The following is a 14,241-nucleotide window of genomic DNA, read 5'->3' on the forward strand; positions in this document are numbered from 1 at the left end:
GCGCGTCGAGGTCAGCCCTTCAGGCCGGTGTGGGCCAGGCCCTCGATGAACTGCCGCTGCGCGAGGACGAACACCACCAGCACCGGCAGAGCGGTCATCGAGGCGTCGGCGAGCTGGACGTTCCACATCGGCCCGCTGTAGGCGTCGACGAACTGGGTCAGCGCCTGCGGCAGGGTGAACCTCTCCGGCGAGGAGAGATACACGATGGGTTCGAGGCAGAGGTTCCAGCTGTGCAGGAAGGTGAAGATCGCGACGGCGCCGAGCGCGGGGCGGGCCAGCGGCAGCGCGACCCGGTAGAAGGTGCCGAACCTGCCGAGCCCGTCGACGCGGGCGGCCTCCTCCAGCTCACCTGGCAGGCTGTTGAAGAACTGCCTCATGATGAAGGTGGCCAGCACGCTGGGCGCGCCGAGGATCGGCACCAGGATCAGCGGCCAGTGGGTGTCGGTGAGCCCCAGCCCGTGGAACATCTGGAACAGCGGGACGATCGTGACCTCGCTTGGGATGAGCAGTCCGAGCAGCACCACGACGAAGAGGACGTTCTGGCCGGGGAAGCGGATGCGCGCGAAGGCGTAACCGGCCATGGCCGCCACCGCCATCGTCCCGGCCGTGACGACCAGGGCGATGTAGAGGCCGTTGAGGTACTGGTCCGCGAAGGGCTGCAGCCGGAAGACCTGCCCGTAGGCCGAGATGTCCAAGTCCGCGGGAAGCAGCCTCGGCGGGAAGGCGAAGATCTCACTGACCGGTTTGAACGACGAGGTGACCATCCACCAGGTCGGGAAGACGAACGGCACGCACAACAGGCACAGCAGGCCGTACAGGAGCGTCTTCATCTCATGTCTCTGGGCTTGACCACGCCCTTCTCGATGCCGCCGATCACGACCTGCTGGAGCTGGTCGGGCTTGAGCAGCGGGTTGCTCTTGGCCAGGGTGTCCGCGGTGAGCTCGGAGGCCCGGGGCGGCGGGAAGTAGGCGGCGAGCCTGGCGGAGTTGGCCGGGTTGGTGAAGAAGGCCAGGAAGTCGGCGGCCGCCGCGGCGTTCGCGGACTTCCTGAAGACGCCCAGGCCCGCCTGGCCGATCACCGAGTACTCGCTCTTGGGACCCGCGGGCAGCGGGACGAGGTCCCAGCCGAACTTCGCGTCCTGCGGGAGCGAGGCGCGGGAGATCTGGGTGATGGTCATCGCCGCGTCGCCCGCGAAGAAGTCCGCCGTGGTGCCAGGACCGGGGAACGCCTTGTCCGTGAAGACCGCCCTGTGCAGGAACGTCATGGCCTCGACCATCTCGGGGCTGTCGAACCCGCAGGTCCTGCCGTCCTCACTCCATGCCCGGGCGCCCCAGCGGCCCCACACCGAGGCGAGGTTGTCCCAGCTCTTGTAGTCGAAGTCGCGGATGACCATGCCCGTCTTGCCGGTCTTCGAGGCGACCGCGGCGTTCTGGGCCACCACCTTCTCCCAGGTCCACGCACCGTCCTTAATCATCTCAGCGGGGGTCTTCTGGCCCGCCTTTCTGAGCAGGTCGGTATTGACGAACACCCCGAACGGCGAGGTGGAGAACGGGTAGGCGTACAGCTTGCCCTCGGCCTGCCAGAGCTTGACCGCCGAGGGGGATCTCGAACGGCGAGCTGGCCACGTCTATGTAGTTGTCGCCCCCGGTGGAGGGGTGAAGGTCGATGCGGTACATCCCCACGCCGACCGAGTCGGCGTAGCTCACCGCGCCCTTGTCTCCGCGCACTGCGAGCGACAGGTCCTGCTCGGCCACGGTGTACACGGCGCGGATGCGGCGCGACTCGCGGATGTAGGGGGCCTGGGCCAGGCCGTCGTCGCCACCGCCTGTGACATCGCCCCGCAGGCGCAGGCCGGGAAACCCGGTCCCGCCGTCGAGGCGCGGCGCCTCGGTCTGCAACCAGTACAGCACCGAGCGGGAGAGCTCGCGGGCGGCGGCCAGGTGCCCGGCGGCGTCCGGCACGTCGATGACCGGGCCCTCCAGGTAGTCGATCATCGGCCAGTTGACCAGGGTGATGTCGCTGGCGTAGGCGCCGTCCGCGAAGTTGCGCCGCGCGGCGATCCTGCGGAAGGTCCACAGGTTCGCGTCGCCGGGGTTGAGCCGCTGGTCGGCCTCGACGAGCAGTGGGTCGTCGTCGGGATTGGGGGTGAAGGAGCGTTCCACGATCTCCAGGGTCCTGGGGTGCGGGCAGCGCCCGGACAGCAGCCGGTCCCCCCAGAAGCCGGGCTGGTAGCTCCGCCAGAACTCGTAGGATCCGGGCCTGTCGATGGTGTGGTCGCCGTCGACGTGATCGATCGCGAAGCAGACCGAGACGGCCTGCATGTTCATCGGCTGGGCCTCGGCGGGCGCGCTCGGCTCGCCGGTGTCGCCCTGCGACTCGAACCCCGTCACGTACTCGGTGCCGGTCAGCGGCAGCAGCTCGCCCGTCTCGGTGGCGTCCAGCACGTACGGCGCGACGACCGTGACCTCACCTGCTCCGTCCCGGTGCTCCAGACGGGCCGCCCGCACCCGGTCGCCGTCGATCTCCGCGCCGACTGGCCGGTACGGCTGCAGGACGCGCAGCCGCCCCGAGCCCCGGTACGGCGTGAGCATCGCCTCGATCACCGCGACCGCGACGCGCGGCTCGTGACAGAGGCGGCTCACGTGTCCGGCTCCGGGGTTCAGCTCCCGCCAGGCCCGCGACCGCTCGGTCAGCGGATAGTGGTCGCGGTAGCAACGGTGCGCCCGGCCCTCAGCAGTGCCAGGGCGGCGGCGACGCCACCCAGTCCTCCGCCGACGACCACCGCATCCGCCGATATCTCAACCACGTCGGGGGCCTCTCCCATCATTCTTCGATCAGCGTTCGATCAGCTTGGAATCGGTGCGAGCGTGGATCCCTCGACCAGCTCGCAGGCCAGCAGTTCCTGTGGTGTCCCCCCGCCGCTCTCCAACAGCTCCGCCAGCAGCTCGACGGCTCTGCGACCCATCTCGCGGCGGGGGATGCGGAACCCGGTAAGGTCGACGTGGACGGGCCTGGTCGGAGCGCCCAGCGCGAGGATCGACAGGTCTCCGGGGATCGCCAGACCCCGTTCGCGCGCCGCGTGCGTGATCGCCAAGGCATCGGCGGGTTCCTCGACGAAGGCGGCGGTCACCCGGGCCGCCGACAACTCCTCCAGCAGTTCCTCGGAGGTCCTGCCGGTGACCTGCACGTGCACCCCCTCGGCTCCGACCGCGGCCACGGCCTCGCGGAAGCCGCGCATGCGGTCGGCCGGTGACTCCGCGCCCGCTCCCGCGCCGACGTAGGCCAGCCGCCGATGGCCGAACCCCGCCGCCCGGTCGACCAGGGCGCGCACCGCGGGCGGGTAGTCGGCGCCCACGTACGGCACCGGCGCGCCGGCGTCGTCGCGGCGGCCGATGGAGACGAAGGGGATGCCTTCGGCCAGCAGCCGGGCCAGGTCGTCGCGGTCGACCGTGCGCCCAAGGAGGACGCAGCCGTCGGCCAGCCGCACCCGGCTGTCCTCGTTGAAGATCCGGCGCCGCTCCCCCACGGCCCTGGCGCTGGTGAACAGCAGCAGGTCACAGCCCATCTCCTCGGCGCACTCCTCGATGCCGAGCAGGAAGGGGTGGTAGAAGTCGGCGCTCGCGGTCGGGAAGACCGCCTCGTAGGTGAAGACGCCCAGGATGCGGTTGCGCCGCTCGGCGAGCCTCCGGGCGACCGGGTCGGCGACATACCCGGTCTCCCTGATCACCCTCAGCACCCGTTCACGTGTCTCCGGGGCGATGCGTACCTCGGCGTCGGTCCTGTTGTTGAGGACCAGCGACACGGTGGTCTGGCTCACCCCCGCGATGCGGGCGATGTCCTGCTGGGTGAGTCGGCGACCGGGAGCAGTCACGATCCGTAGCTTCCCATCTGGTGATAATGCGCATTAGCGGAGTCGGGTCGTCATCTTGCAAGCGAACACGCGCCCCTGTCAAGAGCGCGGCGCCGGGACCGTTCCGAGGAAATCTCACCCGTGATAATTCGTATTAGTGCCTTGACGGGCGAGCACACCTGGCCGAACCTTTGCGATCAGAGAGATTTGCTCACCATCACTCACCGTGAAAGTCGTCGCGAAGGGATCGCCGATGACCGAACCTCTCCTGGACTGCCGCGGGCTGCTGCGCGCGGCGGTCGGCGCCGGTGTGGCCGGCGGCCTCGGCCTCGGCCTGCCCCAGACGGCCACGGCGGCGATCGTGGACACGTCCGCGTCGACCCTGGCGGGACCCGCCGGTTTCCCCACCTACCAGTACATCGGCACGCCGTTCGCCAAGGCGAGCCTGCGCTACAACCCGACCAATGAGCTGATCTTCCCCTGCGTCCGGGGCGTGTACGACAAGATCACCAGCCCGCTGGGGCGCTACTACCTCTACTACGCCCCGCACGACGCGCCCGGCGGCATCTGCCTGGCCTACGGCAACTCGCTCAGCGACCGGTTCACCGAGTACCCGAACAACCCGATCGTCTCCAACAACTGGTCACCGCACTACTCGGTCAGCCACGTCTCCTCACCGCACATCATCTGGAACCCCGACAACCGGCAGTTCTACCTGTACTTCCACGGCGAGAACACCACCACCCGGATGGCCTGGTCCACCGACGGCGTGCATTTCACCTACCACGGCAGAGTGCTGCACACCGGGGTCATCCCGGGCACGACGGAGACCTCCTACGCGCGGGTCTTCGAGCACACGGTCCCCGGGCTCGGCAACAGGTACGTCATGATCTTCATGGGCGTCACCAACGGCTCCCGCAAGATCTTCTGGGCCTGGTCGTCCACCGGCAAGAACTGGCAGTTCGACCCGACCCCGCTGGTCTCTCCCGGCCCCGACGGGCAGAGCGACATCGCCGCACCTGCTCTCCTCAAGCGCAACGGCACCGCGTACGTCGTCTACCACGGCAACAGCGGGAACATGTTCCTCACCGAGGTGGGCAACTCATTCGATCGGGAGGTCCATCTCGGCGTCTTCCACCGGCCCCTGGCCGGGGCTCCCGACAGCGGCCGCAGCGCCGCCGCCTCCTTCGGCACCGACGGCGGCGTGGAGTACATGTTCTACGAGGCCGGCCAGCGGAGCCGGTCGACGATCGCCGTCGCCCGCGCCGTCTAGCGCGATACCGGGCCCGCGACCATGGCATCGGCCAGGCTCACGGCCGATGATCGCAGGTCACCCAACCGGATGAGGCGTTTCCTGACGAAACCGCCGGAGAACGCCTCACAGGCGGCCTCCTGACGGTGACGGCCGGGTGAGTGGTCGATCACATGTGGCATGACCGGGTGCTTCGCGACCGTTCTGCTCTAGTCTCACGATCGTGACGATCAGGAACTCGCACTGCTCCTTCTGCGGTGAGGCCTTCACCCCCGGCCAGACCTGGCCGCGCACCTGTGCCGGCTGCCGGAACACCTCCTACCTCAACCCACTCCCGGTCGCGGTGATGGTGCTGCCGGTGGACGACGGCCTGCTGGCGGTCCGCCGCGGCATCGAGCCGCACCGGGGCGGGCTCGCCCTGCCCGGCGGCTTCATCGACATGGGCGAATCCTGGCAGCAGGCGGCCGTCCGGGAGCTCCGCGAGGAGACGGGGGTCGTCGTCGGGGCGGACGACGTGCGCCTCCTGGACGTGCTCAGCGCTCCCGACGGCACCGTGCTGATCTTCGCCTTGGGGCCGAGGACCGACTCGGCCACCCTCCCACCGGTCACGCCCACAGCCGAGACGACGGAGTGGCTGCTGATCGACGGGCCGCGAGAGCTGGCATTCCCGCTGCACACCCGCATCGTGGCGAGGCACTTCGCCCCGGAATGATCATCCGCCCCAGCGCGGCAGGCAGCCCCGCAGGCGATCCGCCACCCGGTGGCCCCGTGGGATTCCGCATCACCGTTCCGGCTGTCTGCTCAAGTGGTGGGCGCGGAGTGGGTATCGGCGTCGATGGATCGGTGCTTGGTCTCGCCGATGGCCAGCACGCACACGGTGCTGATCAGGCCGAGGACGGCGAGGTAGTAGCCGAGGCTGATGGCGCCGTACTTGGCGACCAGTGGTTGGGCGATGATCAGCGGGACCGCGCCCCCCAGGATGCCGGCGAGGTTGTAGCCCATGCCCGCGCCGGTGTACCGGTAGCGGGCATGGAATATTTCGGGCAGGTAGGCGGCGCCCGGTCCGTAGGGGATGCCCATCACCACCATCAGCAGGCCGAGCGCGAGGAAGTACGACACCGCGTCTCCCGGCTTCATGATGAGGAACGCGGCGGGGCCGGCGACGATCGACAAGACGGTGCCGATGAGCATCACATTGCGGCGGCCGATCAGGTCGGAGTAGTAGGCCGAAACCGCCCCCGGAGGCGCCGTCACCGCCTACGAATGGGACGCCTCCGGTAACCGCACCAAGGCCGGGGCCGAGACCTTCGTCTACGACCAGCGCAACCGGCTGATCTCCGGCGCCGGAGTCGACTACACCTACACCCCGCGCGGCACCACCGCCACCGAGACCAAGGCCGGCGTCACCCGCAACCTCGTCTTCGATGCCTTCGATCGGCTCGTCAACGACGGCGACGCCTCTTATGGCTACGACGCGCTGGGCCGGATGATGTCGCGCACCAAGGGTGCCGACCAGCAGCGCTTCACCTATTCGGGTCTGGAAAACGACATCGTCGCCGTCAGCGACGGCGCAGGCGCTCTGCAGGCCAAGTACGGCCGCGACCCCTTCGGTGGCCTGCTCAGCCTGCAAGAAGGCACCGGGCCGGCCCTCGGAACCATGACCGACCTGCACGGTGATGTGGTGGGCACCTTCTCCGGCACCGCCCTGGTCGACTCGGTCGCCTACGACCCATTCGGAACCGTCACCCACCGCTCCGGTGCCCAGCGCGCCCTCGGCTATCAGGGCGAGTACACCGACCCCGATACCGGCAAGATCAACATGCACGCCCGCTGGTACCAGCCCGGCACCGGCGCCTTTGTCTCCCGCGACGACTGGACCCTCAACCCCGAGCCGTCCGTTCAGGCCAACCGCTACACCTACGCCAACGCCAGTCCGCTGGTCGGGATCGACCCAACAGGACACCTGCCCTTCTTGTTGGCGATTCCTGCTTGGAAGCTGGCCGTTGCGGCTGTGGCTGCAGTCGGCGCATTGACAGCGGCTGAACATCTCAGACGCAACCCGGTTTACACCCGAGATTCCTCACCGCCGACAACCACAACGGCCACCAAAACCACTTCCCGCGCTGACGACATTCCCTCCACCTGGGTTCCGCAGCTAATCAGGGTTCTGGGCCACGGCTGAAGGTGTAGATGCTGGTCAGAGGGGTGGGGACTGGTCGGATTCTCGATTCTGCCTAGATACACGCATATTCGCCGTTTCCTAGGCCTGCCAAGGGTTATGGCGTTATCGTCTAGTCCATGTATCTGCGGTCGACGCCTCGCCGGAACAAGGACGGGACGGAAGTCCGATACCTGCAGCTCGCGCACAACGTGTGGGATCCGGTGTTGAAGCGGTCGAAGGTGCAGGTCGTCTACAACTTCGGCCGCGAGGATGCCGCGAACCGGGAAGCCTTGCAGCGCCTGATCGCCTCGGTCACCCGGTTCCTCGATCCCGACGCCGCCTTGTCGGCGGCGACCGACGGGCTGGCGTTCACCGAGTCCCGACCTCTGGGCGGCACATGGGTGCTGGATGCCCTCTGGCGGCAGTTGGAGATCGGCAAGGTGATGAAACGGCTGCTCAAGGGCCGCCGGCTCGACCCGGCCGCGGAGCGGGTGCTGTTCGCGCTGGTCGCCAACCGGGCCCTGGCCCCCTGCTCCAAGCTCGCGGCGGCCCGCTGGGTGAACGAGGACGTGGCGATCGACGGCCTGCTGCCCGCGACCAGCGACGACGCCTGCTACCGGGCGATGGACTGGCTGATCGAGATCTCCGGAAAGCTCGAGGAAGAGGTGTTCCACCAGGTCGCAAACCTCCTCAACCTCGAGGTCGATCTGCTGTTCTTCGACACCACCTCGACCTACTTCGAGACCGAAGACGCCGACGAAGCCGTGCCTCGCGACGCGTTCGGCCAGGTCGTGCCCGAGCAGGACGCCACCGACGATCACAAGCGCAAGGGGTTCCGGTCGTTCGGCAAGTCCAAGGACCACCGCGATGACCTGCCGCAGGTCGTGATCGGGATGGCCGTCACCCGCACCGGCATCCCCGTCCGGGTGTGGTCCTGGCCCGGCGCGACCGGCGACTCCGCGCTGATCCGGCAGGTCAAGGACGATATGCGGGACTGGACGTTGTCGCGGATCGTGTGGGTCGCCGACCGCGGCTTCGCCTCCGAGCGCAACCGGCTGCACCTGCGCAAGGGCGACCACCACTACATCATCGGAGAGAAGCTCCGCTCCGGATCGGCCGAGGCCACCGAAGCACTCGCCCGTCAGGGCCGCTACCAGGAGATCCGCGACAACCTGCGGGTCAAGGAGGTTCGGATCCGCGAGGACGAGCGGTTCATCATCTGCTTCAACCCCGAGGCCGCGCAGCGGGACGAGAAGGTCCGGGAACGACTGCTCGCCCAGCTCGCGACCTTGATCGAGGGCACCGATCGGCTGAACGCGACCAAACGTGCGGAGCTGCGCGGGGTGATCTCCACCAAGCCCGGCCTGAACCGGTACCTGCGGACCACGCCCGGCGGGCTGCTGCGCATCGACGCCGCGAGAATCAAGGCCGAGGAGAACCTCGACGGCAAGTACCTGCTGCGCACCTCGGACCCGAAGATGACTCCTGAGGACATCGCGCTCGGCTACAAGCAGCTCCTCGAGGTTGAGCGGGGCTGGCGCGACATGAAGCAGATCATCGATCTGCGGCCGGTCTTCCACCGCAAGGAGCAGCGCATCCGCGCGCACGTCCTGCTCTGCTGGCTGGCGCTGCTGCTGGCCCGGATCGCCGAGACCTCCACCGGGCAGACCTGGCCCGCCCTGCGCCGCGAGCTCGACCGGATCACTCTGGGCACCTTCACCGGCCCCGCCGGCACCTTCCGGCAACGCACCGAGATCACCAAAGCCCAGCGCGATCTGCTCCACGCCCTCAAAATCGATGCCCCGCCCAGGATCTACCAGCTCACCCCGCCCAGCCGCTGACCAGGCCGAACCCCAGCCCCTAGATACACGCCGTCCCGCCAGCAGACGGCATGTTTCCGCATGTCAATCCCCAGATTCGCGGACTATCCCGCTACATCAACTGCGGAACCCCGGCTCCAGAAGAACTGCTAAGACCTCAACGATTACCCCGCCCACTCCGAAGCGCACCCCGACGCCTCCGAAGCCCACTCCGAAGCCCACCCCGAAGCCCGCCCCGACGACCCCGAAGCCGATCCCGGTGCCGGTGCCGGTGCCGACCGCAGATGAGAACTACTGCAATGGCGTTGCATCACGGCCGGCCAACTTCGGCGGCTGCACTAATACCACAGAAATCGGCAGCGTCGGCAGTATCACCGGAGGAGGCGGTGGAGTTCCGTGTGAGGTATGGAATCCCGGAAACTGCGGCAGCGATGGGACTTCCTGTAACACGGTTGGCTTCGTGTACTCCAGATCGGTATTCGGGTTGATCTTCATCTCAGTTCTGTGCCGGGCAAGTTTGGCCTGATTGAGGGCCTACCACGCTCTCGCGGAGCAGGCGCCCTCGGTGACTCCCTGGCGCGCTGGAGCCTCTACCGTGCATGGTGACCGTCATCCGCCCGATCCTGCAGGAGGCCTGCATGCTGGAGCTCACCGTGCTGACCGTGCAGGACTGCCCGAACGCGGCTGTCCTGCACGAGCGCCTGACCCAGGCGCTGGCCGGGCACCCCGGAGCGTCGATGATCACCCAGCACGTGATCGACGATGAGGTGTCAGCGGCCGCGCTGGGCATGCATGGCTCCCCGACCTTGCTGATCAACGGCGTCGATGTGTTTGCCTCGGCGGGCACCCCGACCAGTGTGTCGTGTCGTCTCTACCGCGACGAAACCGGCTCCACCGGCGGCGCGCCCTCGGTGACGGCCCTGCGCCGAGCACTGGAGCAGGCGTGAAGCCACGCAGGTGCCGCCCCGATTGCGGCCGTGCTCGGGAGGGGGCCAGCCCATGTCTCAGGTGAGGTCGGCCGTTGAGCGTGCTCCTTGGGTGCGCAGCCAGGCGGCGAGGTCGGCGGCGCCGGTGCGCAGGGCGGCGTCAAGAGGCGTCAGATCGTCGTAGCCAACCCAGTTGATGTCCGCGCCGCGTTCCAGGAAGAACTGCGCGGACGCCCGCTGGCCGCCGTGGCAAGACGACCACAGGCCATGGGTGATCGTCTCGGCGTCCGGCTGCCGTCCGCCGGTGAAGTGCGTGATGATGCGGTCCATCAGACCGAGGGTCGCCGACTCCCACAGCGTGGTGGACGCGCCACGCTCCACCAGGCGGCGGGCGGCGTTCCACTGGCCGAACGCGCACGCGTCGGTCATCGCGGTACCGCCGGTGCCGATGCACGACCCGGGAGCCTCGATGTCCGCGCCTGCGTCCAGGAGCGCGTCCAAAACCGGCACGTCGTCGCTGCTGGCCGCCCAGTGCAGCGGCCTCTCGGTGTGGCCGCCCTCGAACGGGGCGTTCAGGTCCGCGCCGGCTGCGACCAGAACCGCCACCGTCTGCGGGCCGTTCGGGTAATGGCCGGGCCAGTCGGTCACCACATGCAGCAGAGTCCGTGACATGCCGCCCTCGTCACCGAGCCGGACGGTCGCCAGCCCAGGATGAGTCTCCAGCAGCCTCCGGAGCCCGGTGGTGTCGCCGGAGTGAATCGCCTTCGCCGTCGCGGCCGCGACGGGGTCCTCGGTGTCCAGATAGGCCATGGCCCCATACTGCCGGGTCGGGCGGTGCGAGGCAGCTACCGCTAATTTCTGCCCTCATCTTCCCCAGAGGCCGATGGGGCGTTCTCGGCGGCGGAGAGCTGGGGAGGTGGCCTTCGTCATACGCCCGCCCGAAAGCGGCGGGTGTTGAGGTGGGTTGTGAGTTTGCCGGTGAGGTGGCGGGCGTCGCGGCCTACTCCGCGCAGGGTGTTGGAGGCGGGGGTGCGTTGCCATTCCAGGCCGAGGAAGCCCAGCCCGGGATGGGTGGTGGACAGGCCCCGGTCATGGCGCGGGTGGCCGCGCTCGTCCAGGGCGCCGAGCCCGTTGAGGTAGTCGAGGTTGGGCCGGTATCCGGTGGCGAGCAGTACGACGTCGACGGGTTCGCGGCTGCCGTCGGCCCACACCACGTCGCCTTCGTCGAGGCGGGTGAATATCGGGCGCCGATCGAGTCGGCCGTCGCGTAGTGCCTGGCGGTAGGCGCCCTCGTCCAGGACGGGGACGGTGGGCGGGGTGGTGACCAGGCGGGCGGGCAGGCGGTCGAAGCCGGTGAGGGTGAACCAGAAGTGCAGGTCCTTGCCCAGGGGGCGCTGGTCGACGAAGCGGATCGGCGTGCGGGTGGCCAGGGTCACCGTGGTGGTCTCGGCGAGTTCGTAGGCGATCTGCACGGCGGAGTTGCCGGCGCCGACCACGACGACGCGCCGGCCCGCGTATGGCAGGGGGCCGGTGTAGGCGGCGGCGTGCAGGATCTGGCCGGTGAAGCCGTCGCGGCCCGGCAGGACGGGCAGGTGAGGACGGTCGAAGGATCCGCTGGCGGCGATCACGGTGGGCGCGTTCAGTGTGCTGCCGTCGGCCAGATGCACGGCGAAGCCACCGCCCCGGGCACCGCGATGGGTGTCGGCTTCGACGGCGGTGACGCGGGCGCCGGTGCGGATCTCGGCGCCCCCGCGGCCGAGATCGCGGGCGTAGCGGGCCAGGTAGTCGACGACCTCGTCGCGGCGGGGGTAGCGGTCGGGATCACCGCCGAAGGGAAAGCCGGGTAAGGAGCTGTAGCGGGCGGGTGAGAACAGGGTGAGGCTGTCGTAGTAGCGGCCCCAGGAGCCGGTGGTCTGGTCTGTTGCCTCCAGGAGCACCGGGGTCAAGCCGGCGTCCAGAAGAGCCCGGGTGGCGGTCAGTCCGGCTTGGCCGCCGCCGATGACGATGGTGTCCATGAACCGGGATCGTATCGTCAAATCAAGAAATGACAATATGACGGATAGAATCGCTCCATGGAGACGGGAAACACCGACATCGAGCTGACCGACGCCGCGCGTGGTTTCCTCAAGGCGATGGCCAGCGACACCCGCCAGCAGATCCTCATGCTGTTCGCCGGCGGGATCGAGCTGACAGTGGGCGAGGTCGCCGAACGGATGGCGCTGGCCCAATCGGCCACCTCAACTCATCTGGCGACGCTTCGCGACGGCGGGGTACTGAGCGCCCGGCGGGAGTGGAAGACGGTCTACTACCGCGCTGATCCCGGCCGGATCGGCCAGGCCCTGGCCGATCTGCAGCTCAGCTTGCAGGCGTGTTGCCCGCCGAACGCCTGCACCTCGGACGCCGCCTGCGGGTGAATCCCGGCTTGCCGGCACGTCGACATAGATCGGCCGATCACAGTCGCAGGAATTCCGTGCAGATCATCGGCGCCGGCGGCATAGAGCGCGATGATCCCAGCGGCGTCGGCCACCGAACTCGGCATCGAGCCGGTCACCGCCCTGCAGCTGGCCGCCTTCGCCGGTGAGCGACGCGACGTAGTTATGAGGCAATGACCGCGGGAAGCCTGCGCGCGACGGCCAGAATCCGGATCGCACTTGCCGGTACGACTACCGCCATCGGCCACACCGGCACCGGCGTCATGACCGCGATCGCAGTCAGCATGAGCACGTCAAGGACGATCAACCCCAGGACGCTGCCGATCATGGCCAGGCGCGTTCGTCGATAGGCCAGCTTCTCCCGGACCACGAAGAGCAGGGCGCACACGATCGTCACGAGTGCCGCACCGTAGGAGATCTTGGCGAAAAGCGGCAGGGGCCAGGCCCACGCGCCCGCCGTGAGCAGTGTGAAAGCCCAGGCGGCGGCCATGAGGGGGCCGGTGAGGAGCAGGATGAGGGCGGTGCGCCGCCACGGTGATTCACGCAAGAAGGCTGCCGTGACCATGTCGGCGTCGCCGAACTCCGCGATGGCGGCCCGTGCGGCTTGCGCGGGATCGCCGCAGGCGTCGAGATGGAGTTCGTAGGCCTCCTCGAGCCCGTCGGCGAGCTCCTCCACCACCTGGGCGGGCAGCCGGGCCGCGAGGACGTCGAGCTGGGCCGTGATCAGGTCGTGGCCGGCCATGGCCGTGCCCCCAGCGCCGCGGTGACCGCGCTCGCGAACTCCTGCCAGTTGGCCCGCTCACCGCCGAGCGCCGCACGTCCGGCGCTGGTGAGTTCATAGCTGCGGCGTCGCCGGCCGGCGACAACCGACCAGCTCCCGAAAATCAGTCCGGCCCGTTCCAGGCGGTGCAATGCCGGATAGACGGTGCCGGTGGGCAGATCGATGCGCCCCTGCGTCGCTTCCCGAAGGGCTTCCCTCACCGCGTACCCGTGCATCGGCCCGCTCTCCAGCGCGGCGAGCAGCAGGCCGTCCAGATGTCCTTTGAGCGCTTCGGCCCTCATAGGTAGTAACGCTATATCGGCTCTTCCGCCCAGGCAATCACCGGAGTAGCGTCGCTATATATAGCAACACTACGCATGGAGTGCGGCATGGACGAGATCACCGTCTTCGGCCTCCCGGTCCCGGACGCGGGGCCGGTTTTCCTGGCGGCGCTGGCCGTCCATGTCGTCGCCGGTCTGGTCTGCGTGATCTGCGGTGCGGTGGCCGCGCTGTCGCGCAAGGGCGGCGCCCGGCACCTGCGGTTCGGCCGGATCTACATCTGGGGTTTGGCGATCATCTTCGCCACGATGACGATCTTGGCGGTGATCCGCTGGCGGGAGAACGCCCACCTGTTCGCCATCGGCTCGCTGGCCTTCACCGCAGGCCTGGCCGGCCACCTGAACCGGCGGCGCCGACCGCATGTCCACATCATGGGGATGGGGCTGTCCTACGTCGCGCTGCTGACCGGCTTCTACGTCGACAATGGCCCCAACCTGCCACTCTGGGACCGGCTCCCCGCCTGGAGCTACTGGGTACTGCCCAGCCTCATTGGACTTCCGCTGGTCGCCCGCGCGCTCAAGCGCGCCCTTCCTGCGAGGCGGACGACACCGTGATCTTCAAAATAACACTCTCCTGATTTGACAGATTTCGAATCAGTGAGGCAACCTATCTCTTGATTCGACACTCTTCTAATCAGGAGGTGTGGGGTGTGCTCTGTTTCGCCAGCCCGCCAGCCCGCCAGCCCGCCAGCCCGCCAGCCC

The 14,241-nt window shown here is 68.4% G+C and carries 16 protein-coding genes; 7 read left to right on the top strand and 9 right to left on the bottom strand.

The annotated features are described in order from the left end of the window. Positions 1-11: 11 nt before the first annotated feature. The 4 genes from OG884_RS35765 to OG884_RS35780 all read right to left on the bottom strand — a co-directional run bounded on the left by OG884_RS35765 (position 12) and on the right by OG884_RS35780 (position 3,871). Positions 12-830 (bottom strand): carbohydrate ABC transporter permease, encoded by an 819-nt coding sequence (locus tag OG884_RS35765; RefSeq protein ID WP_326640279.1) that lies wholly within the window; start codon positions 828-830, stop codon positions 12-14. Further along, positions 827-1,564 (bottom strand): extracellular solute-binding protein, encoded by a 738-nt coding sequence (locus OG884_RS35770; protein ID WP_326647098.1) that lies wholly within the window; start codon positions 1,562-1,564, stop codon positions 827-829. The genes OG884_RS35765 and OG884_RS35770 overlap by 4 nt, the downstream gene beginning before the upstream one ends. Further along, positions 1,476-2,642 (bottom strand): FAD-dependent oxidoreductase, encoded by a 1,167-nt coding sequence (locus OG884_RS35775; RefSeq protein WP_326640280.1) that lies wholly within the window; start codon positions 2,640-2,642, stop codon positions 1,476-1,478. Before OG884_RS35775 ends, OG884_RS35770 begins: the two co-directional genes overlap by 89 nt. Before the next feature lie 203 nt (positions 2,643-2,845). Continuing rightward, positions 2,846-3,871 carry a LacI family DNA-binding transcriptional regulator gene (locus OG884_RS35780; RefSeq protein WP_326640282.1) on the bottom strand — a complete coding sequence of 342 codons (1,026 nt, stop codon included), beginning with the start codon at positions 3,869-3,871 and terminating at the stop codon, positions 2,846-2,848. Between the two features lie 232 nt (positions 3,872-4,103). On the opposite strand from OG884_RS35780, the gene OG884_RS35785 reads away from it, so the two are divergent. Next, a complete protein-coding gene (locus OG884_RS35785) occupies positions 4,104-5,123 on the top strand; it encodes a hypothetical protein (RefSeq protein WP_326640283.1) in 1,020 nt (339 codons plus the stop codon). 202 nt (positions 5,124-5,325) lie between these two features. Beyond that, positions 5,326-5,814, top strand: a complete 489-nt coding sequence (locus OG884_RS35790) for an NUDIX domain-containing protein (protein WP_326640284.1) — start codon at positions 5,326-5,328, stop codon at positions 5,812-5,814. A gap of 89 nt (positions 5,815-5,903) precedes the next feature. Here the strand turns inward: OG884_RS35790 and OG884_RS35795 are convergent, their stop codons facing one another. Further along, a complete protein-coding gene (locus OG884_RS35795) occupies positions 5,904-6,356 on the bottom strand; it encodes an MFS transporter (protein WP_326640286.1) in 453 nt (150 codons plus the stop codon). Positions 6,357-6,588: 232 nt separating this feature from the next. Between OG884_RS35795 and OG884_RS35800 the strand changes: the two genes are divergently transcribed. The 3 genes from OG884_RS35800 to OG884_RS35810 all read left to right on the top strand — a co-directional run bounded on the left by OG884_RS35800 (position 6,589) and on the right by OG884_RS35810 (position 10,030). After that, positions 6,589-7,284 carry an RHS repeat-associated core domain-containing protein gene (locus OG884_RS35800; RefSeq protein WP_326640288.1) on the top strand — a complete coding sequence of 232 codons (696 nt, stop codon included), beginning with the start codon at positions 6,589-6,591 and terminating at the stop codon, positions 7,282-7,284. Between the two features lie 116 nt (positions 7,285-7,400). Then, the gene (locus OG884_RS35805; RefSeq protein WP_326639544.1) at positions 7,401-9,104 is read left to right on the top strand and encodes an IS1634 family transposase; all 1,704 of its coding nucleotides are present in this window, start codon (positions 7,401-7,403) and stop codon (positions 9,102-9,104) included. A 578-nt stretch (positions 9,105-9,682) separates the two neighbouring features. Next, positions 9,683-10,030, top strand: a complete 348-nt coding sequence (locus OG884_RS35810; protein WP_326640290.1) for a thioredoxin family protein — start codon at positions 9,683-9,685, stop codon at positions 10,028-10,030. Between the two features lie 57 nt (positions 10,031-10,087). Here the strand turns inward: OG884_RS35810 and OG884_RS35815 are convergent, their stop codons facing one another. Beyond that, on the bottom strand, positions 10,088-10,819 hold the full coding sequence (locus tag OG884_RS35815) for an ankyrin repeat domain-containing protein (protein ID WP_326640292.1): 732 nt from the start codon (positions 10,817-10,819) through the stop codon (positions 10,088-10,090). Between the two features lie 116 nt (positions 10,820-10,935). Further along, positions 10,936-12,024 (bottom strand): flavin-containing monooxygenase, encoded by a 1,089-nt coding sequence (locus OG884_RS35820; protein ID WP_326640294.1) that lies wholly within the window; start codon positions 12,022-12,024, stop codon positions 10,936-10,938. A gap of 57 nt (positions 12,025-12,081) precedes the next feature. Between OG884_RS35820 and OG884_RS35825 the strand changes: the two genes are divergently transcribed. Continuing rightward, a complete protein-coding gene (locus OG884_RS35825) occupies positions 12,082-12,423 on the top strand; it encodes an ArsR/SmtB family transcription factor (RefSeq protein WP_326640297.1) in 342 nt (113 codons plus the stop codon). A 181-nt stretch (positions 12,424-12,604) separates the two neighbouring features. On the opposite strand, the gene OG884_RS35830 is transcribed toward OG884_RS35825, so the two are convergent. Beyond that, a complete protein-coding gene (locus OG884_RS35830) occupies positions 12,605-13,183 on the bottom strand; it encodes a hypothetical protein (protein ID WP_326640299.1) in 579 nt (192 codons plus the stop codon). Beyond that, complete coding sequence (locus tag OG884_RS35835; protein ID WP_326640301.1) at positions 13,165-13,503, bottom strand: PadR family transcriptional regulator; 339 nt, start codon at positions 13,501-13,503, stop codon at positions 13,165-13,167. Before OG884_RS35835 ends, OG884_RS35830 begins: the two co-directional genes overlap by 19 nt. Positions 13,504-13,590: 87 nt before the next feature. Here OG884_RS35835 and OG884_RS35840 point away from each other — a divergent pair, with 87 nt between their 5' ends. After that, complete coding sequence (locus tag OG884_RS35840; RefSeq protein WP_326640302.1) at positions 13,591-14,094, top strand: hypothetical protein; 504 nt, start codon at positions 13,591-13,593, stop codon at positions 14,092-14,094. Positions 14,095-14,241 lie beyond the last annotated feature (147 nt).

This window comes from Streptosporangium sp. NBC_01755 (genome assembly GCF_035917995.1).
Taxonomy (GTDB): Bacteria; Actinomycetota; Actinomycetes; order Streptosporangiales; family Streptosporangiaceae; genus Streptosporangium.